The sequence below is a fragment of the Roseovarius sp. E0-M6 genome (genome assembly GCF_037083845.1).
GTDB lineage: Bacteria > Pseudomonadota > Alphaproteobacteria > Rhodobacterales > Rhodobacteraceae > Roseovarius.
In genome coordinates this window covers 18,201-36,754 of the sequence record NZ_JBAPLA010000007.1, presented here as the reverse complement: position 1 = coordinate 36,754, position 18,554 = coordinate 18,201, and the positions used below count along the sequence as shown (strand labels likewise).

Genomic DNA, 18,554 nt, shown 5'->3' with positions numbered 1-18,554 from the left:
GTTGGTTTTTGTTGGCGTTACTCTGCCGGTTCCTTGTTAAACTTCGGGCTATTCTCGCGGATCGTTTCCATATTGTTCCGGGCGGTCTGAAACTTGTCTTTCTCGAAGACATCTTCGGGGATGTTGAAGAACCCGGCGTCCAGCTGTTGCGGCGACGTCTCGTTCATGGTGATCGCGTCGAAGGGGCAGACATCAAGGCAGAGCTCACAGCCGATGCAGTTATTCTCGTGAACCTCGACCGTGCCGTTCTGAGTCTGTGACAACGCCTCGTAGAAACAGACCTGAATACAGATGTTGCAGGTCGGATTCTTGCACTTTTCGTCGTTGACGACGGCATGGATACGGTTCTTGGAGAACTGTTCGGAGTAATCCTTGACCGACTTCTTTGAAGCAAGGCCGATCATATCCTCGACCGTCTCATAGCCGTGCTCGTCCATGAAAGCCTCGACACCGTCGATCATCTTGGGCAGCCATTTCAGGCCCTTGACCATCAGGATCGACCCAACCTGAACGACATTCGCGCCGGCCATGATGAACTCGATAACGTCGCGATGATCGAAAATGCCGTTCGACCCACTGATCGGGATGCCAAGCTCTTCGTGGATACGGTGGACCCAGCGCAACGACAGCGGCTTGACCCATGTGCCGCCGATCCCGGCGGGTCCGCCGATGCGCGGCTGGCCGGTGTCGATGTCCACGACAAAGCCGGTGTAGCGATTTATCGCGGTGACGGCGGCGGCCCCGGCATTCTTTGCAGCCTCGGCCACCTCCAGGGGCTTGGCCTGATCCGGCGTCAGCTTGACCACCACAGGAATGTCCACCGCTTCACAAACCTGCCGCGTCACTTCGAAGGCGACTTCGGGCTCCTGCCCGATCATCGAGCCGCCATGCACTCCGGGCATCATCGCCGGATGCGGACAGCCGAAATTCAGCTCGACCATCGGCAGGCCGCAATCTTCGATCGTGCGGCAGATATCCTTCCAACCGTTCACATCCTTGGCGCCAGCGCTACCGATCAGGTGCGCACCACGCTCGGCGGCATACTTCTGGGTCTCGATCAGGTCGGGAATCCAATCCTTGTAATAGGTGCTGGAATAGCCCGAGCGGCTGTAGAAAACGAAGTCACGCGCCGCCTTCCCGCGAATGATGTCGCCCTTGGAATTCATCACGCAGTATTTCGAGTTCTGCGTAAGCCGCGCCATGTCCTCGATATCGGTCAGCGTCTTGATGATCGCGCCCGACGCGCCGTAGTCAAAACACTGGCGCATCAGGTCCGGGCTGTTGGTCGTCTCCAGCGAAGCGATGATGAGAGGATTCTTGAACTTGACCCCGCAGAAATCCACGCTCATGTCGGCCATCTGTCTTCTCCTTTTCCCGTCATCTTCGCCGGCAACCCGTCCGGCGATCCGTCCGCTGGCGCATAGTGGTGCCGCGGCCCGCTGTTTATCTTTGATTTTCATTTATAGGGAGTATGCCCCCTTTAATCAAATCTTTTCTTCCAGGTAGTGAAAAATTCCGGGACCGCAGTCAGATTGTGGCGCAGGTCGCGCGCGTTTAGGGGCGCATGCAAAGACAAGAAAGTTTGGCCAGGAACGCATATCATCGATCCCGCCCAGCTTATGGTTTGCGGCCCTCGGTCACCCTTCTGAAAGTTATCAGGAACATATTATCTGAAACGTTGGTTGTAGAGACATAACCGGGAAGAGCCATGTTGCGACGCCTCTCCTTCCGACCCGAAGGGCAATGAGGAAAGGAGTCGAGTGATGAAATACTTGCGCACCACTGCCCTCGCCCTGACCATGTCTGCAATGGGCGTCACGGCGTCTGCGGACACGCCTGTCATCTCGGACGTTGAGGTCGACGCCGATTACAGCGCCTATAAAAGAAGTAATGTCGTGGAGGTTTGGCCCTCTCTTGAAGAGGGTCTTGGTGCCGCGATCAGTTCTCTTGTCGAGTTTGGCAACGGCGAGATGCCCGTGATCAAGGTCGAACTCAACAAGATTGCCATAGATGGTGATACCGCTCTGCCCGATAGCGGAGAGATCAACCTCATCGAAGGTCAGGTCGTCGTGCATGCGAGCGTCGATGCCACGGTTGAGAAGGCCGTGGATGACCGGGAGCCCGACGTGATCCAAGCGTCTCCGCTGATAGTCACGGCCATGACTGGTGACGGCGGCGCGGTGCCTGAAGGTTGGGTTTCGGGGCCGCCCTCCGAAGAAGACTTCTATAATGCGTTGATCGGCGCCTATGCCGTCGAGTTCGTCAACCGCCTCGATCTGGATTAATCAGTATGGCCTTTATGGCCGGGTACGAGTAACCGCCGCGCCGGGAAACCGCGCGGCGGTATTTTCATGCGCACCCTTCTGGACAGCCATGGCGGCTTCTGCTCTCTTGTGCCGATGCAGCGCAACCCGGCATTTCCACTCCTTCTCACGGCATTAACGGTTCTGGCGACCGTGGCCGTGCTTTTGATGATGGGGCGCAACCCGATTTGCCCTTGTGGCTACGTCGATCTGTGGGGCGCGACGGGCACGGAAGAAGGCTCTCAGCAACTTCTTGACTGGTACACGCCCAGCCATCTTATTCATGGCTTTCTTTTTTATGCTGCCCTCTGGCTTGTGGCGCGGCCCGTGCCGATCGGCTGGCGGCTTCTTGTCGCGACACTGGTAGAGTGCGGCTGGGAAATCGTGGAGAACAGCAATGCTGTCATCGAAAGATACCGTGAGGTGACAATCGCGCTTGATTACTATGGAGACAGCGTTCTCAATTCGGTCTCCGACATTGTCGCGATGTTTATCGGGTTCTGGCTCTCGATGCGCCTTCCGGTCTGGCTAAGTGTGGTCATTGTCATCGGCTTCGAGATACTGACCGCATTTATCATCCGCGACGGGCTGGTGCTCAATGTGTTGATGCTTCTCTACCCGGTCGATGCCATACGCGATTGGCAAGGGGCGATATGATGCGGCAGATGATCAGGATGAAGCATTCATGAATGACCACCTCAAAGGTATACTGATCACGGCGCTTGGCGTTCTTTTCGTCGTGCCGGATTCTCTCTTCGTGCGCCTGATCGAGGCGGACCCGCTTGTCGTCGCCTATTGGCGGGGGCTGACGGCGGGGGTGGTGATCCTTGTGGGTGTTCTTGCTTTGCAAGGGCCGAGTGCCGTCCGCGCGACGCTTGGCACCGGGTGGCCGGGTGCCATCTATATTATCCTGATCGGCGCGACCGCGCCTGGCTTTGTCATGGCGATCACGCTTACCAGCGTGGCCAATGTCGTCTTCATATTCGCGTCGATGCCTGTGATTTCCGCCGTTCTTGGGCGGGTATTCCTGAAGGAACCTGTTAGCCGCCGGATGGTGATGACGATGCTGGTTGTGATGATCGGTCTTGCGATCATCGCCTATGGCTCAAAGGAAAACGAGCTTGCGTCGTGGCAGGGTGACCTTATCGCCCTTGGCGTCGCCTTTTCCTATTCCGCCGCGCTGACCGCGGTGCGCAAGGTGCGAAACGTGTCGATGATCCCGGCAATTCCCATTGGCTATATCGGAGCGGCAATCGTTCTTACGCCATTTGTGAACCCGCTCGTGCCACTGGAGGGTCAGTGGCACCTCTTTCTGGGACATGGCCTTTTCATCGCCGTCGCGACATGCTTCCTGACACTGGGTCCGCGCTATATCAGTTCGGCTGAAGTGGCCCTGCTTATCCTGCTCGAATCGGTGCTGGCCCCGCTCGTGGTCTGGGCAGTGATCGGTGAGGATCCGGGCCGTTGGGCACTTGTCGGCGGCGCAGTGGTGATCAGCGCCCTGCTTGTCTCGAACCTTATCGCCCTGTCGCGGAGACGCGCGCCGAGAGCATGTTAGAGGGTCTTTAAAGCGTTTCGCGAAATCTGTGATTCAGGCGTTTCGCGAAACGCTTTAAAAAGTCACCTCGACACCCGGCAGCCTGAGTGACTTGATCAGATCGCGGAGTTCCTGTCGCGCGGCCACGTTCGAGATATTGAGCTGTTTGACACCCACATCCTTGAGATCAAGAAGCGTGAGCCCCCGCGGAAACAATTCGCGAAAGATAACCCTCTCGTTGAAACCGGGTGCGGTGCGAAAGCCGATGCGCTTTGCCAAAAGTTCGAGAGCGCGGCCCATCTTCTCTTTGTTGACCATCTGTTGCGCGCCCATTCGGTTGCGCAGCACGATCCAGTCGATGGGCGCCAGCCCGGCCTGAGCGCGAAGTTGCCGCGCGTTCCAGACCATCTCGGAATAGACCGATGGGCCGAGAATCTTTTTCCCGTCATCATCCACATGAGCAAGAAGGTCGAAATCCACGAAACTGTCATTAAGCGGCGTAACTAATGTGTCAGCAAGGCTATGCGCCACTTGGCTCAGCCGCGTGTGCGAGCCGGGGCAATCTATGACGATGAAATCACTATCGGGCTCCAGCATGGCCACGGCCTCGGACAAGCGGCGGTCATACACGTTTTCGCCCGGACCAAGGCTTTCGGGATCGACCTCGGGCAAATCGTGATAGTGCGGCGATGGTAACTCGAGCCCGGATTTCTTGAGGAAGGCCGATCGGTTGGCCGCATAGCGCCCGAAGGTCTTCTGGCGCAGGTCCAGATCAAGGGCGCTGACCGTGTGACCCAAGCGCGCAAGCGCCGTCGCCACATGCATCGACATTGTCGATTTGCCTGCGCCGCCCTTCTCGTTTCCGACGACGATGATATGCGCCATGTGCCGTGATCCCTTGCCCCACGCCCTCGAAGCGGGGCGTTTCGCGCATAGTATCCTGCAGGATTGCAATATGAAAGAGCATGGCACCGAACTTGTCTCGCAATCCGGTGCCGCCAAGCAAGACAGCCACAGTCGACCCTCGCTGAGACGCCCACAGGATTGTGGAATTGAACCACTCAGAACGGTTCAGGTCCGGTCAGTTTATGCGTCTTCAGGCCAGCGGTCTGGACCGACTCCGGCCGCAAAGTTGGCGCCGCAAACAGAACGGGCCGCGCCCATTGGCGCGGCCCGTCACGACAAACTCGAAGATAATGATCAGCTTTTCATGCTGTCCCAGAACTTCTTGACCGACGAGAAAAAGCTTTTGCTTTCGGGGTTGTTATCTTCGGAAAGACCGTCGAATTCGCGAAGCAACTCTTTCTGGCGGCTGGTCAGGTTGACCGGCGTTTCGACCGCAAGTTCAATGAACATGTCGCCCTGGCCGGAACCGCGAAGAGCGGGCATACCCTTGCTCCGCAGGCGCATCTGGCGCCCTGCCTGACTACCTGCCGGGATCTTGACCCGAGCACGCCCGCCGTCGATCGTCGGCACCTCGATGTCACCACCGAGTGCCGCCGTGGTCATCGACACGGGAACGTGGCAGAACAGGTTCACCTCGTCGCGTTCAAAGAGCGGATGCTTGGCCACCTCTATGAAGATATAAAGATCGCCCGCAGGCCCGCCCCTCAGGCCGGCCTCGCCTTCGCCCGACAGACGGATCCGGGTGCCCGTCTCGACACCGGCGGGAATGTTCACGCTCAGGGCGCGGTCCTTTTCAACCCGGCCGGCACCACCACAGGTGCGACACGGGTTCTTGATCGTCTGTCCCATGCCGGAACATGTTGGGCAGGTGCGTTCGACTGTGAAAAAGCCCTGCTGCGCCCGCACCTTGCCCATGCCCGAACAGGTCGGGCAAGTGGTCGGCTCCGCGCCGCCCTCAGCGCCGGTTCCCTCGCAGGAACCGCACTGAACTGAGGTCGGCACGGTGATGCTTTTCTGAAGACCTGAATAGGCTTCTTCGAGTGTTACCCGCAGGTTATAGCGCAAATCCGAGCCACGAGAGGCCCGTTGCCGGCCACCGGCCGCTCCGCCGCGCCCGCCCATGAAATCTCCGAAAAGATCGTCGAACACGTCCGAGAAGGCGCTGGCGAAATCGCCCTGACCGCCGGCTCCGGGGCGCGGACCGCCGCCGCCGCCGGCTCCCATACCGTTTTCGAACGCAGCGTGACCGAAACGGTCATAGGCCGCCTTCTTGTCGGCATCCTTCAGGACGTCATATGCCTCGCCTGCTTCCTTGAACTGGGTTTCGGCGTCTGGGTTGTCCTTGTTGCGGTCGGGATGAAGCTCTTTCGCCTTCTTGCGGTAGGCTTTCTTGACCTCCTCAGCGGAAGCACCCCGGGACAGGCCCAACACCTCATAGTAATCACGTTTGGCCATGCGCGCATTCCTCTCTAGGGACGTATCGGGGGCCGGTCGCTTGGCCCGGCCCCCGTTTGTCCCTGATTACATCTCAGGCGCGCTTGTCGCCATCGAGGTCCTCGAAATCGGCATCGACGATATCGTCGTCGCCCGACTCACCGCGCTGTTCATCCGCGCCTTGTGGCTCGTCCGATGCCTCTTCTTGGCTCGACTTGTAGATCGCCTCGCCCAGCTTCATGGCCGATTCGGTCACGTTCTGGATGCCGGACTTGATCTTCTCGGCGGTGGCATCGTCCTTCTCAAGATCATCCTTGAGCGCGGCGATGGCCAGTTCGATCGCCTCGACCGTGGTCGGATCAACCTTGTCACCATGCTCCTCGAGCGATTTCTCGGTCGAGTTGATGAGGCTCTCGGCCTGGTTGCGCGCTTCGACCAATTCGCGGCGTTCCTTGTCGGACTCGGCATTCTCCTCGGCGTCCTTGACCATCTTTTCGATGTCCTCTTCCGAGAGGCCACCGGAAGCCTGAATAGTGATCTTGTGCTCTTTGCCGGTGCCCTTGTCCTTGGCACTGACGTTGACGATGCCGTTGGCGTCGATGTCGAAGGTCACTTCGATCTGCGGCATGCCGCGCGGAGCCGGTGGAATGTCCTCAAGATTGAACTGACCGAGCATCTTGTTGTCTGAGGCCATCTCACGTTCACCTTGGAACACGCGGATCGTCACCGCGCTCTGGTTGTCCTCGGCAGTCGAAAAGACCTGACTCTTGTTCGTGGGAATGGTCGTGTTGCGGTCGATAAGACGGGTGAACACGCCACCCAGCGTTTCGATCCCGAGCGAGAGCGGCGTGACGTCAAGAAGGACCACGTCCTTCACGTCGCCTTGCAGAACACCGGCCTGAATGGCGGCGCCCATGGCCACAACCTCGTCGGGGTTGACGCCCTTGTGCGGCTCTTTCCCGAAGAACTTGGTCACCTCTTCGATGACTTTCGGCATACGGGTCATACCACCAACGAGAACGACCTCATCAATGTCGCTCGCCGAGATGCCAGCATCCTTGAGCGCATCCTTGCACGGCTTGATCGACTGCTTAATCAGGTCGCCCACAAGGCTCTCGAGTTTGGCACGGGTGAGCTTCATGACCATGTGCAGCGGCGAGCCGTCGGACCCCATCGAGATGAACGGCTGGTTGATCTCGGTCTGCGAGGACGAGGAAAGCTCGATCTTGGCCTTTTCGGCGGCTTCCTTGAGACGCTGAAGCGCCATCTTGTCTTTGGTCAGGTCGACGCCATGCTCTTTCTTGAACTCCTCGGCGAGGTAATTCACGATCCGCATGTCGAAATCTTCACCACCAAGGAAAGTGTCCCCGTTGGTCGATTTCACTTCAAAGAGACCTTCGTCGATTTCGAGGATGGTCACGTCGAACGTGCCACCGCCAAGGTCATAGACCGCGATGGTGTGCGTTTCGTCCTTGTCCAGACCATAGGCGAGCGCAGCGGCTGTGGGCTCGTTGATGATCCGCAGCACTTCGAGGCCCGCGATTTTGCCGGCGTCCTTGGTGGCCTGACGCTGCGCGTCGTTGAAGTAGGCGGGCACGGTGATGACGGCCTGCGTCACCTCTTCGCCAAGATAGCTCTCGGCGGTTTCCTTCATTTTACCCAGAATGAACGCGCTGATCTGCGAGGGGCTGTATTTCTCGCCCTTGGCCTTGACCCACGCGTCGCCGTTGCCACCGTCGATCACGGTGAACGGCATGTTCTTCTTGTCCTTGGCGAGATCCGGATCGTCTTCGCGACGACCGATCAGGCGCTTGACACCGAAAATGGTATTTTCAGGGTTGGTGACGGCCTGACGCTTGGCAGGCTGGCCGACGAGGCGCTCGTCATCCGTAAAGGCGACGATGGACGGCGTGGTGCGCGTCCCTTCCGAGTTTTCGATCACACGAGCCTGGCTGCCGTCCATGATGGCAACACAGGAGTTGGTGGTCCCGAGGTCAATCCCGATTACTTTCGACATGTTTTCGATCCCTTCTGTCTTCAAGGCGATGTGCCGGGGCCCGGACCCGTTGCGGCATCCCGGCACCGATGGTGTTATGCGTGCCGAGGTGCAACACCTCTTTCACGCGTCTCGGCGTATATAGGGAGGGGTTCTGAGCCCTGCAACCGGGCGATGCGCGGGGATCATGCAAATTTGCCACAATTTTCACAGGATGGGGCGGCGTCCGTCAGTATCCTTCGGATTTATAGCCGAAAAACACCTTTGTAACCGTCTCTGACATCTCCCAAGTCACGCGGCTCCGGTCCCGCACAAACAGGCTGTCTCCGGGACCAAGTTCATAGGCTGCGCCCGTCTCGTTCAATGTGAGACGGCAGCGCCCGGAAAGAATCGTCATCAATTCGTCACCCTGCTCAGTGCATTCGAAGGCGCCTTCGGTGCAGCGCCAGATGCCGCTGCGCGTCACCTGCCCCGGCCCGCCGACATCGATCCGCCCGGACGGGCGCGGCGCACCCGACAGGATTCGATAGTTGCTAGCGGGATTGTCGAAGGCCCAATCTTCAAGCGGGCCAACATCGTCACACGGTCGGTATCTGATCATCGGAACCCCCTTTGCATTTCCTGATCCACGGAGGCAGTCTGTCGTGAAACACCGACGATGGAAACCATGCCGCGCCCTGTTCCCACCACAACGCTTGCCGGAGTTGAGATATTCGAAGGATATCTCGACCGGGACACACAGGAGGCACTGGTCTCGGACCTTCGCGACGTGGTGGCGCAGGCTCCTCTTTTTGCGCCGAAAACGCGCTTTGGAAAAGAGATGTCGGTGCGCATGACGTCCGCCGGGCGATATGGCTGGTTCACCGATGCGTGCGGCTATCGCTATATCGACGCGCACCCTTCGGGCACGTCCTGGCCCCCGATCCCCAAGCGCATCCTCGGCATCTGGCGTGCGCTTGCCAGTAAGGAACGCGAACCTGATTGCTGCCTGATCAACTTCTATGGAGAAACCGCGAAAATGGGCCTTCACCAAGACCGGGACGAAGCCGATTTCGGTTGGCCCGTGTTGTCGATCTCGCTGGGGGATGAGGCGCTTTTTCGGGTAGGCGGCACCGAGCGCGGCGGCAAAACCCAATCCATCTGGCTCCGCTCAGGCGACGTGGTGGTCATGGGGGGCGCGGCGCGGCTGGTGTATCATGGTATCGATCGGATCAAGTTTGGCACATCCCCTCTTTTATCTCAGGGTGGACGGATCAACCTGACGCTGCGGGTGGTTGACTGAGCCACGAAAAAACCAAAGCCTAGCGCGATACGCTCGATCCCCGGAGGTGCCATATGCGCATAATGCCACTGATCGTTATTTTGACTTCGGTTATCGGCTGCGGCCCCGCAGACGACACCGAGGCTGTGACCCAGATCATCACCGTCGCACCGCAGAAAGCTCCCTGTGTCGGCCTTGCGCCGGGAGAATGCCTCGTGGTGGACGGAGACCTCTTTTACGATTCAATCGCTGGTTTTACGCACGAAACCGGGCGGAGCTATATACTCGAGGTCGAGCGGCGGCGGGTCTGTGGCGGGCGCACCGGGCGAACCTGCCCTGCCGATGCCAGCCCCTATCGCTATACACTGGAAAGGGTGGTCTCGTCCTCGGCGGGCTGATCGGGATCAGTCTCGCGGCGGTGGTCATCGTCCTGTCGCATGACAGCATCCAGCTTGGCTTCCATCGCGTCCAGCCGCGCAAGCACTTCGTCGCGGTAGGCATCGGTATTCGCGGCATCCTCTTCGCCATGAGCCGCTTGCATCGAATTGACGATGAGACCGACAAGAAGGTTCACCACGGCAAAGGTCGTCACCATGATGAAGGGCACGAAAAAGGCCCAGGCCCATTCGTATACCTCCATCACCGGGCGCACGATGCCCATGGACCATGATTCGAGTGTCATGATCTGAAAAAGCGTATACCCGGACCGGCCAAGCGTGCCGAACCACTGCGGAAAGGCCGTTCCGAAAAGCTTGGTCGCTATCACGGCGCCGATGTAGAAAATGATCGCCATAAGCACGAAAACCGACGCCATGCCCGGCAGCGCGGTGACAAACCCCTCGACCACGCGCCTCAGACGGGGCGCGACAGAGATAACGCGCAACACCCGCAGGATTCGCAGCGCCCTGAGCGCCGAAAGGCCCTCGGTCGCCGGCAACAGAGACACGCCGACAATGGCAAGATCGAAGATATTCCACCCGTCACGAAAGAACCGTGCGCCACGGGCATAAAGCTTGGCCGCGATCTCGGCCACGAAGAAGACAAGACAGGCCGTATCCAAAGCGAAAAGCAATTCGCCCGCGCGGGCCATGACGGTCTGCGATGTCTCAAGCCCGAGGATCACCGCATTGAAAAGGATGACCCCAATGATGAGTTGGCGGATATACGGACGGTCCAGAAAATCGCTCAGCCAGGCTCGGTGGGACATAGGGGCGCTCCTTTGGGGTTTGCCGCTATATGCGGAGGCGCCAGGCCAGCTTCAAGCAGGAAGGCCGGGCGCAATGCGCCCGCGCCCGGATTAGGATTAGTCGCCCGCGATCATCTCGGCCTGTTTCACGATGCCTTCGGCCTGCTTGATTGATGCGATATCAACCAGACGTCCCTTGTAAACCGTTGCACCTTCGCCCTTGGCCTTGGCCTCTTCCATCGCGGCAAGGATTTCGCGCGCTTCGGCCACGGCGTCGTCCGACGGGGTGAATACCTCGTTTGCCAGAGCGATCTGTTTGGGGTGAATGGCCCATTTGCCAACCATGCCCAGCGTGGCCGCACGACGCGCCTGTGCCCGAAAGCCCTCGTCATCCGAGAAGTCGCCAAAGGGCCCATCCACGGGCAGGACGCCGTGCGTCCGGCAGGCCGCCACGATCGCGGCGGTCGCCCAATGCCACGGGTCGGGCCAGTAGTTCTGACCATCACGAACCATGTAGTAGTTTTCCTGCGTGCCGCCGATGCCAGTGGTGGACATACCCATCGATGCCGCGAAATCGGCCGCGCCGAGGCTCATGGCCTGCATCCGCGGGCTTGCCGCCGCAATCTCTTCGACATGTGCGATGCCGGCGGCACTTTCGATGATCACCTCGAACGAGATCGGCTTCTCACGTCCTTTCGCGCGCTCGATCCCGGTCACCAGCGCATCGACGGCATAGATATCGGCGGCGCAGCCCACCTTGGGGATCATGATCTGATCCAGCCGGTCGCCGCATTGCTCGAGCAGATCGACAACGTCGCGATACCACCATCCGGTATCGAGACCATTGATCCGAACGCTCAGCGTCTTGCTCCCCCAGTCGATCGAATTGATCGCCTCGATGGCATTGTGGCGCGCCGCGTCTTTGTCGGTCGGGGCCACGCTATCCTCAAGGTCGATGTTGATCACGTCCGCCGCGCTGCCGGCCATTTTCTCGAACAGTTTGGTGTTGGACGCCGGACCGAAAAGCTGACAGCGGTTCGGACGTGCGGGTGGGGCGGGTTGCAGGCGGAAACTCATGAGGTGATCCTCCGGTCATTTCAGAAAATTGCGTCGCGTTCCCTTCAACCGATATGAAATTGCGCCCAGTTCAGCAAGGCGATTTTGCACCTGCAGCATAAGCGGAAAACGACTCCCTTGTCGGATTCAAAAGGTTCGACCCCATTGCGATTCAGACAGGATTGGGTCACGGGCGGCGAACCGAACGGCAGGGATTTTGCATGAGACGCGCACTTCTGGACAATTGGGCACTGTTTCTTGGAATGCTCGGCCTGATGGTGGCGAACGGCCTTCTTGTCACGCTTCTGTCGCTTCGCGGTGCGGCGCTTGGATTCAGCCCGCTCACCATTTCGCTTATGCAGGCCTGCTATCCGCTTGGGGCGTTGATCGGAACGATAAGCGCGCCCTATTTGATTGAAAAAGTGGGTCATATCAGGGTGTTCTCGGCCTTCGCTTCGATGGTTTCGGTGGCGGCCATCGCCCACCTTCTGACCACCGATCCCTGGAGCTGGAGCGCGATGCGCTTCCTTGCCGGCGTATGTTTTCCGGGCCTCTACGTGGTGACGGAAAGCTGGCTCAATGCAAAAAGCGAGAACCGTATACGCGCTCAGGTCCTGTCGATTTACTTCATCATCCAGACGGTCGGCCCCGCGATCGGAACGGCACTTGTCGGCCTGCCCGACCCTACGGGTAGTGTTCTCTTCGGTCTTGCCTCGATCCTGCTATCGGTGGCAATCGTGCCGCTGCTGCTGTCGAACAATCGCGCGCCGGAATATTCGGTGCCCGACCGCATGAGCGTCTCGCGCCTATATCGCGTTTCGCCTATGGCCGTGATTGGGATCGTTGTCATGGCCGCCGGTGTCTCGGCTTGGTTCATCGGGTTACCGCTCTACGCGCTTAGCCTTGGATTTTCGGATGCCACGGCGTCGGGTCTGTTGGTTGTGGCGATGACCGCGGCGGGCGTCTCGCAATATCCGGTCGGCTGGATTTCGGATCACACCGACCGTCGTTATGTGGTCATCGGTCTGAGCCTTGTCACGGCCATGGCGGCGATGTGGATGGTTCTGGACCAGACGCTGACGCATATCTTTATCGGCTTCGCGATCATCGGCGCGGCAAGCCTGCCGATCTATTCGATCCTTGCAGCCCACGCCAACGATCAGTTGCAACCCGGTCAGGTGGTCCCCGCTTCGGGCACGATGGCCTTCTTGATGCAGTTCGGACAGGTGTTCGGGCTTTTCCTCGGGCCGAACATGGTCGCCCTCGTCAATGGTCGCGGCCTGCCCGCGCTGATCGTGGTGATCGCATTGGCCGTTGTGATGATCGCGATCGCACGGCGCGTCAGCAGCAAGGCGCCCGAAGACACCGGCGAAGCGGTGCCCACAGCTGTGCTTGGCATTGCGCAGCCCGGCATGTTTCAGGCCGAATACACGGCGGAAGAGGCTGAAGAGAGCGACGAAGGCGAAAGCGATGAAGGCGATGAAAGCGCGCAATGATCTTTCCCACCTACGTCGCTTTTCGGGGGAATATTCGGCGTGATCTGGATTTCCTGGTAAGTTCAATAGTATTATGCACCGGTTTCATAGGATAGTGCCGTGACTGCGATTCTGGCTTGGGGGTGCAATGATGATCGAGACGCCATATCTACTTTTTCTGGGTGATGCGCCCGACATGCTGGCCGCCAAAGTGGCCATCGGCATCCGCGACTGGCGCCCCGAACATGCGGTCGGGCAGATAAGCCTTCCGGGCTGTGGCGCCGATCTGGGCCTTACGGAAATGACCCTTGCCGAGGCGCGCGAGGCGGGCGCAAAAACCCTTGTCATCGGCGTGGCAAATCGCGGCGGGGTGATCAGCCAAGCGTGGAAAGATCTTCTGATCGAGGCGCTTGATATGGGGTATGACATTGCGTCGGGCCTGCATAATCTGCTGCGTGACGAAGGTGATCTGGTGGCTGCCGCACAGACCCACGGCGGCACGCTTCATGATGTGCGCGTTCCGACGGTCGGCTACCCCATTGCGAACGGCAGGAAACGCAGCGGCAAACGCTGTCTTGCCGTGGGCACCGACTGTTCGGTCGGCAAGATGTATACCGCGATGGCGATGGAGGCCGAGATGAAGGAACGGGGCATGAAAGCCACGTTCCGCGCCACGGGCCAGACCGGGATACTGATCACCGGGCATGGTGTCCCGCTTGATGCGGTGATTGCGGACTTCATGGCCGGTTCGGTCGAGTATCTTACGCCGGATAATGACGCCGATCACTGGGATCTGATCGAAGGGCAAGGCAGCCTGTTTCATGTTTCGTATTCCGGTGTGACAATGGCGCTCATTCATGGCGGGCAGCCTGACGCGCTGATCCTGAGCCATGAGCCGACACGCGACCACATGCGCGGTCTGCCTGAATACACGCTCCCTTCGCTTGAAACTTTGCGCGACACCGCCCTGCCCCTTGCGCAGGTTGCGAACCCCGATTGCAAGGTCGTCGGTATTTCGGTCAACACGCAGAACATGAGTGAAGAGGACGCCAAGTCCTATCTCGCCCGCGTCGAGGAGGAGATGGGAATTCCGGCGACGGACCCGTATCGTTTCGGCTCGGGCAAGCTGGTGGACGCGCTGGCGTCTATTTGACCAAATGCGCCCGGCGGCAAAGCCGGGGCAAAGCAATCGAACAGGAGGTCCCGGAACCCATCCGGGACAAAATAGCATGGAAATTTCCGTTACGCGCGATGTGTTCAAGCTGGCGCAGGTCTTCACGATCTCGCGGGGGTCGCGGACCGATGCAAAGGTTCTGACCGTGACCCTGCGCGACGGAGTGCATGTGGGCCGTGGTGAGTGTGTGCCCTATGCCCGTTACGACGAGACGCTTGAGAATGTCGCGGCCCAGATCGAAACGCTTTCCGGTGAGATTACCCGGGCAAGTCTTTACGATCTCTTACCGGCGGGCGCGGCCCGCAATGCCATCGATTGCGCGCGTTGGGATCTTGAGGCCAAGCGAGCGGGCAAGAGGGTCTGGGAGATTGCCGGTCTGCCGGTGCCGGGCCCCGAGATCACCGCCTATACCCTGTCGCTCGACACACCTGAGAAGATGCGCGAACAGGCCGTGAAACACGCCCATCGCCCGCTTCTCAAGATCAAGCTTGGCACGCCCGACGACATGGCCCGCCTTGAGGCTGTGCGCGCGGGCGCGCCTGCAGCAAAGATCATCGTAGACGCCAACGAGGGTTGGACCGCGGATGTCTATGCCGATCTTGCGCCGCATCTCCTGCGCCTTGGTGTGGCGCTCGTGGAGCAGCCCCTGCCGGCGGGAGACGACGAGGCATTGCGCGGCATGGAGCGCCCCGTGCCGGTCTGCGCCGACGAGTCCTGTCACGACCGCCGGAGCCTCGCGGCGCTGAAGGGCAAATACGACGTCATCAACATCAAGCTTGATAAAACCGGCGGCCTGACCGAGGCGCTTGAACTTAAAAAAGACGCCCTGTCAGGTGGTTACAAGGTCATGGTTGGCTGTATGGTTGGGTCGAGCCTTGCCATGGCGCCCGCCACGCTTGTGGCGCAGGGAGCGATGGTCACGGATCTTGACGGCCCGCTCCTTCTGGCCGAAGACCGTGAAACGCCGCTGACATTCGACGAGGCCGGGGTGCATCCCCCCGCGCCCGAACTTTGGGGATAAGGACATGCGCACAGTCTATGTGAACGGGGAATACCTGCCGGAAACCGAGGCGAAGATCTCGATCTTCGACCGGGGGTTCCTTATGGCCGACGGGGTCTATGAGGTAACAAGCGTTCTGGACGGAAAGCTCATCGATTTCGAAGGTCATGCAAAGCGCCTTGAACGATCGTTGACCGAGTTGGACATGAAGAAGCCCGACGCCTTTGACGATCTTCTGGACATTCACCGCGAGCTGGTGCGCGTGAACGAGATCGACGAGGGGCTGGTTTACCTTCAGGTGACACGGGGCAGCGATGGCGACCGCGATTTCGTCTTTCCCGACCCTGCGACAACCGAGCCCAGCCTTGTGATGTTCACCCAGCAAAAACCGGGGCTGGCGGAGTCTCCGGCCGCGAAAAAAGGTATTCGTGTCGTATCCATAGACGATATCCGCTGGGGCCGCAGGGATATCAAGACGGTGCAGCTTCTCTATCCGTCGATGGGCAAGATGATGGCCAAGGCCGCCGGGGCAGACGACGCCTGGATGGTCGAGGATGGCCATGTGACCGAGGGCACCTCGAACAATGCCTATATCGTCAAGGACGGCAAGATCATCACGCGGGCGCTGTCGAATGATATCCTGCACGGGATCACCCGCGCGGCGGTTCTGCGGTGTGCCAAGGAGGCACAGATGGAGGTCGTCGAGCGCAATTTCACCATCGCCGAGGCACAAGAGGCGGACGAGGCTTTCGTCACCTCGGCCAGCACCTTTGTCATGCCCGTGATCGAGGTTGACGGTGCGACGCTGGGTGACGGGACACCGGGACCGGTGGCCAAGAGGTTGCGCGAGATTTACCTTGAAGAAGGCCGCAAGAAAGCGATCTGACCGGCGCATAGTCCAAGATTACTTAACCCCGCGTGCGCAGCCATGCGGGGTTTTTTCGTGAAGACGACGGTTAACGCCATGAAAAACAGGAGTTTGGGATGTCGGCATCCACGTCGGCATTCACGTCGGTATCACGTCGGTGCATGACGGCTCAGACCGCAGGTTAAGGCGCCGCGCGGTCGGGCATTGTTCATACCTCTTGACGAAAGGTTACTGCGCGCCGATCACGTCTTGCCTTCGAGACCTGCCGCCTCGTCCGCGCTGGCCCCCGGTATACGCATTTCGAACACGTCGCGGATGACCGTGTAATCGTAATATCCCATTCGCGCGATCGGCTGAATCGCGGGGATGTCGAGTTTGCCATCGGAGGAGATCACGCGATCCTCGACATGGATCATTTCGACCTGTCCGAAGACCACATCAACGGTGCCCACAGGGCTGTTGCCGGGAAGACGGTGGGTTGAGAGATAGCGGCATTCAAAATGCGCCGGGCTTTGGGCCACACGCGCGCCGGGCGCGATGCTACAAGGCGCGCGGTCGACACCGGCCCGGTCGAACTCGTCCTCATCGGGGGCGAGCGCCATGGCCGAGATATTGACCGCCTCGCGCAGATCCCAAGTGGCCATGTTCCAAGTGAACCAGCCGGTTTCCTCGGCGTTGAGCACGGTGTCCTTGCGCCGCCCGTCGGGATACTGATTGGCGGCGAACATCACCATGGGCGGATCAAAGGTCAGGTTCTGCCACTGGCTGTAGGGGGCGAGGTTGTGAAGGCCATCGCGGCTTATGGTCGAGAGCCAGCCGATGGGCCGCGGAACCGTGCAGCTTTTGAACGGCGAGAATGGCAGCGGACAGGTATCGTGACCCGGACGGTATTGCATGGGGTTGGCTCCTCTGTGCCCCGAGAAGATCGCGTGAAGGGCGGAGGAACGCAAGCAAATGCAAGGCCATGGGGGATGGTCTTGCTTCGCTTCATTGGTGAATGTCGCCGCCCGCGCTTAGCCGTGGATGTAATGAAGCCTGTCGAATGTCGCGCGAAATTCCGCGACACGCGGCGCGAGGGCATCGGGATCATTTCCTGTAAGCGCTTCGGTGATGAGGTCCGCGAGACGCTCGGCGTGATCGGGGGTCACGCCCCAGCGCGCCAGTTCGGGTGTGCCAAGGCGCAGCCCGTTCATATCATCCTGAACCGGATCAACGGGAAGGCCGATGCCACAGGCGAGAAAACCCGCGCGGCGGAGGGTCTTCGACGCCGCCTGACCGCCCCCGAAGCGTGCGGCCTCAAGCGCGAACTGATGCGACCGGGTCGCGCCGTGGGATGTGGTGAAAACGGGCATATCCCGGGCAGCCAGAGCGTGGGCCAACGCCTGTGACAAATCAATCATGGCGCGCGCATATTCGGCACCGAAGTCCCGCCAATCGAGCATCGTGACAGCCAGTGCCGCCGATTTCGCCGCATCGAAATTGGCGGTCATGCCCGGAAAGGCGATGGTATCGAGCCTGCGGGCCAAATCGTCGTCATTGGTCAGGACGAGGCCACCCGGAGGACCACCGAGGCTTTTGTAAGTGCTCATGGTCATCATGTGCGCGCCCTCGGTCAACGGGTTGCGCCATGCCTGACCGGCGATGATGCCGCATTGATGAGCTGCATCGAAAAGCACTTTCGCGCCCACCTCATCGGCGATGGCGCGGATGTCGGAAACCGGGTGTTCGGTGAGGTTGAGGCTTCCGCCGATGGTGATAAGCGCAGGATTGCGCCGATGTGCGAGATCGCGGAGCGCATCCACGTCGACGGTATAGCCATCACGCGCCACCGGGGCGGGCATGATGTTGAGGCCATAAAGCCCGGCACAGCCCGCGTCATGGTGTGTCACATGGCCGCCGATATCCGCCGGGGGTGCAATGATCGTGTCGCCCGGTTTGCAGGTGGCCATAAAGGCATAGAGGTTGCCTATGGCGCCAGAAGGCACCCGGATTTCCGCAAAGCGGGCATCGAAAACCTGCGCGCAAAGGTCGGCGGCGATCACCTCGATTTCCTCGATGGCCTCGAGCCCCATTTCGTACTTGTCGCCGGGATAGCCAAGCGATGGCCGCGACCCAAGCCCGGACGCAAGCATCGCCTCGGCGCGGGGGTTCATGACGTTGGTGGCGGGGTTGAGGTTGAAGCAATCCCATTCATGGATGCGGCGGTTGTCCGCAACCAGCGTGTCGAGCCGGTCAAGGATCGTATCGCTTGCCGCGGATTGCGTGCGGGTCGCGATGGATTGCACGAGGGTTTCACAGGTGGCGGGCACCCATTCACGGCGGGCAAGGGTCATGACTATCTCCTTTTCGGTCACGGGC

The 18,554-nt window shown here is 59.8% G+C and carries 18 protein-coding genes; 9 read left to right on the top strand and 9 right to left on the bottom strand.

Annotation, left to right across the window (positions count from 1 at the left end; translation table 11 throughout):
* Positions 1 to 17: 17 nt before the first annotated feature.
* Positions 18 to 1,358, bottom strand: a complete 1,341-nt coding sequence (locus V8359_RS15495) for a 4Fe-4S dicluster-binding protein (protein WP_336429976.1) — start codon at positions 1,356 to 1,358, stop codon at positions 18 to 20.
* 405 nt (positions 1,359 to 1,763) lie between these two features.
* On the opposite strand from V8359_RS15495, the gene V8359_RS15490 reads away from it, so the two are divergent.
* The 3 genes from V8359_RS15490 to V8359_RS15480 all read left to right on the top strand — a co-directional run bounded on the left by V8359_RS15490 (position 1,764) and on the right by V8359_RS15480 (position 3,861).
* Entirely contained in the window at positions 1,764 to 2,285 is a 522-nt protein-coding gene (locus V8359_RS15490; protein ID WP_336429975.1) for a hypothetical protein, read from the top strand.
* Positions 2,286 to 2,399: 114 nt separating this feature from the next.
* On the top strand, positions 2,400 to 2,960 hold the full coding sequence (locus V8359_RS15485) for a DUF2585 domain-containing protein (protein WP_336430160.1): 561 nt from the start codon (positions 2,400 to 2,402) through the stop codon (positions 2,958 to 2,960).
* A gap of 28 nt (positions 2,961 to 2,988) precedes the next feature.
* Positions 2,989 to 3,861 (top strand): DMT family transporter, encoded by an 873-nt coding sequence (locus V8359_RS15480; protein ID WP_336429974.1) that lies wholly within the window; start codon positions 2,989 to 2,991, stop codon positions 3,859 to 3,861.
* Positions 3,862 to 3,915: 54 nt separating this feature from the next.
* Here the strand turns inward: V8359_RS15480 and V8359_RS15475 are convergent, their stop codons facing one another.
* From V8359_RS15475 to V8359_RS15460, 4 genes are all read right to left on the bottom strand, one after another.
* The gene (locus V8359_RS15475) at positions 3,916 to 4,725 is read right to left on the bottom strand and encodes a division plane positioning ATPase MipZ (protein WP_336429973.1); all 810 of its coding nucleotides are present in this window, start codon (positions 4,723 to 4,725) and stop codon (positions 3,916 to 3,918) included.
* Between the two features lie 315 nt (positions 4,726 to 5,040).
* Positions 5,041 to 6,201: a molecular chaperone DnaJ gene (gene dnaJ, locus V8359_RS15470; RefSeq protein ID WP_336429972.1), complete on the bottom strand. Its 1,161-nt coding sequence runs from the start codon at positions 6,199 to 6,201 to the stop codon at positions 5,041 to 5,043.
* A gap of 73 nt (positions 6,202 to 6,274) precedes the next feature.
* Positions 6,275 to 8,197 carry a molecular chaperone DnaK gene (dnaK, locus tag V8359_RS15465; RefSeq protein ID WP_336429971.1) on the bottom strand — a complete coding sequence of 641 codons (1,923 nt, stop codon included), beginning with the start codon at positions 8,195 to 8,197 and terminating at the stop codon, positions 6,275 to 6,277.
* A 208-nt stretch (positions 8,198 to 8,405) separates the two neighbouring features.
* The gene (locus V8359_RS15460; protein ID WP_336429970.1) at positions 8,406 to 8,777 is read right to left on the bottom strand and encodes a cupin domain-containing protein; all 372 of its coding nucleotides are present in this window, start codon (positions 8,775 to 8,777) and stop codon (positions 8,406 to 8,408) included.
* Positions 8,778 to 8,843: 66 nt separating this feature from the next.
* On the opposite strand from V8359_RS15460, the gene V8359_RS15455 reads away from it, so the two are divergent.
* Entirely contained in the window at positions 8,844 to 9,458 is a 615-nt protein-coding gene (locus V8359_RS15455; protein ID WP_336429969.1) for an alpha-ketoglutarate-dependent dioxygenase AlkB family protein, read from the top strand.
* Positions 9,459 to 9,511: 53 nt separating this feature from the next.
* Complete coding sequence (locus tag V8359_RS15450) at positions 9,512 to 9,835, top strand: DUF4377 domain-containing protein (RefSeq protein ID WP_336429968.1); 324 nt, start codon at positions 9,512 to 9,514, stop codon at positions 9,833 to 9,835.
* Here V8359_RS15450 and V8359_RS15445 read toward each other — a convergent pair.
* Positions 9,796 to 10,644, bottom strand: coding sequence for an ion transporter (locus V8359_RS15445; RefSeq protein ID WP_336429966.1), 849 nt, complete (start codon positions 10,642 to 10,644; stop codon positions 9,796 to 9,798). The genes V8359_RS15450 and V8359_RS15445 overlap by 40 nt on opposite strands.
* A gap of 96 nt (positions 10,645 to 10,740) precedes the next feature.
* On the bottom strand, positions 10,741 to 11,700 hold the full coding sequence (locus tag V8359_RS15440; RefSeq protein WP_336429965.1) for an L-malyl-CoA/beta-methylmalyl-CoA lyase: 960 nt from the start codon (positions 11,698 to 11,700) through the stop codon (positions 10,741 to 10,743).
* 200 nt (positions 11,701 to 11,900) lie between these two features.
* Here V8359_RS15440 and V8359_RS15435 point away from each other — a divergent pair, with 200 nt between their 5' ends.
* The 4 genes from V8359_RS15435 (at position 11,901) to V8359_RS15420 (ending at position 16,214) form a co-directional block, all read left to right on the top strand.
* Positions 11,901 to 13,175: an MFS transporter gene (locus V8359_RS15435; RefSeq protein ID WP_336429964.1), complete on the top strand. Its 1,275-nt coding sequence runs from the start codon at positions 11,901 to 11,903 to the stop codon at positions 13,173 to 13,175.
* Positions 13,176 to 13,305: 130 nt separating this feature from the next.
* Positions 13,306 to 14,307, top strand: coding sequence for an N-acetyltransferase DgcN (dgcN, locus tag V8359_RS15430; RefSeq protein WP_336429963.1), 1,002 nt, complete (start codon positions 13,306 to 13,308; stop codon positions 14,305 to 14,307).
* 76 nt (positions 14,308 to 14,383) lie between these two features.
* Positions 14,384 to 15,349 (top strand): N-acetyl-D-Glu racemase DgcA, encoded by a 966-nt coding sequence (gene dgcA / locus V8359_RS15425; protein WP_336429962.1) that lies wholly within the window; start codon positions 14,384 to 14,386, stop codon positions 15,347 to 15,349.
* A 4-nt stretch (positions 15,350 to 15,353) separates the two neighbouring features.
* Entirely contained in the window at positions 15,354 to 16,214 is an 861-nt protein-coding gene (locus V8359_RS15420; protein WP_336429961.1) for a D-amino-acid transaminase, read from the top strand.
* 224 nt (positions 16,215 to 16,438) lie between these two features.
* On the opposite strand, the gene V8359_RS15415 is transcribed toward V8359_RS15420, so the two are convergent.
* Complete coding sequence (locus V8359_RS15415; RefSeq protein ID WP_336429960.1) at positions 16,439 to 17,092, bottom strand: flavin reductase family protein; 654 nt, start codon at positions 17,090 to 17,092, stop codon at positions 16,439 to 16,441.
* Between the two features lie 117 nt (positions 17,093 to 17,209).
* The gene (gene glyA / locus V8359_RS15410) at positions 17,210 to 18,529 is read right to left on the bottom strand and encodes a serine hydroxymethyltransferase (RefSeq protein WP_336429959.1); all 1,320 of its coding nucleotides are present in this window, start codon (positions 18,527 to 18,529) and stop codon (positions 17,210 to 17,212) included.
* Positions 18,530 to 18,554: the final 25 nt, after the last annotated feature.

Coding starts and splice junctions, on each gene's coding strand:
- V8359_RS15495 (WP_336429976.1), bottom strand. CDS start 1,358: ATGGCCGACATGAGCGTGGATTTCTGCGGGGTCAAGTTCAAGAATCCT.
- V8359_RS15490 (WP_336429975.1), top strand. CDS start 1,764: ATGAAATACTTGCGCACCACTGCCCTCGCCCTGACCATGTCTGCAATG.
- V8359_RS15485 (WP_336430160.1), top strand. CDS start 2,400: ATGCAGCGCAACCCGGCATTTCCACTCCTTCTCACGGCATTAACGGTT.
- V8359_RS15480 (WP_336429974.1), top strand. CDS start 2,989: ATGAATGACCACCTCAAAGGTATACTGATCACGGCGCTTGGCGTTCTT.
- V8359_RS15475 (WP_336429973.1), bottom strand. CDS start 4,725: ATGGCGCATATCATCGTCGTCGGAAACGAGAAGGGCGGCGCAGGCAAA.
- dnaJ (WP_336429972.1), bottom strand. CDS start 6,201: ATGGCCAAACGTGATTACTATGAGGTGTTGGGCCTGTCCCGGGGTGCT.
- dnaK (WP_336429971.1), bottom strand. CDS start 8,197: ATGTCGAAAGTAATCGGGATTGACCTCGGGACCACCAACTCCTGTGTT.
- V8359_RS15460 (WP_336429970.1), bottom strand. CDS start 8,777: ATGATCAGATACCGACCGTGTGACGATGTTGGCCCGCTTGAAGATTGG.
- V8359_RS15455 (WP_336429969.1), top strand. CDS start 8,844: ATGCCGCGCCCTGTTCCCACCACAACGCTTGCCGGAGTTGAGATATTC.
- V8359_RS15450 (WP_336429968.1), top strand. CDS start 9,512: ATGCGCATAATGCCACTGATCGTTATTTTGACTTCGGTTATCGGCTGC.
- V8359_RS15445 (WP_336429966.1), bottom strand. CDS start 10,644: ATGTCCCACCGAGCCTGGCTGAGCGATTTTCTGGACCGTCCGTATATC.
- V8359_RS15440 (WP_336429965.1), bottom strand. CDS start 11,700: ATGAGTTTCCGCCTGCAACCCGCCCCACCCGCACGTCCGAACCGCTGT.
- V8359_RS15435 (WP_336429964.1), top strand. CDS start 11,901: ATGAGACGCGCACTTCTGGACAATTGGGCACTGTTTCTTGGAATGCTC.
- dgcN (WP_336429963.1), top strand. CDS start 13,306: ATGATCGAGACGCCATATCTACTTTTTCTGGGTGATGCGCCCGACATG.
- dgcA (WP_336429962.1), top strand. CDS start 14,384: ATGGAAATTTCCGTTACGCGCGATGTGTTCAAGCTGGCGCAGGTCTTC.
- V8359_RS15420 (WP_336429961.1), top strand. CDS start 15,354: ATGCGCACAGTCTATGTGAACGGGGAATACCTGCCGGAAACCGAGGCG.
- V8359_RS15415 (WP_336429960.1), bottom strand. CDS start 17,092: ATGCAATACCGTCCGGGTCACGATACCTGTCCGCTGCCATTCTCGCCG.
- glyA (WP_336429959.1), bottom strand. CDS start 18,529: ATGACCCTTGCCCGCCGTGAATGGGTGCCCGCCACCTGTGAAACCCTC.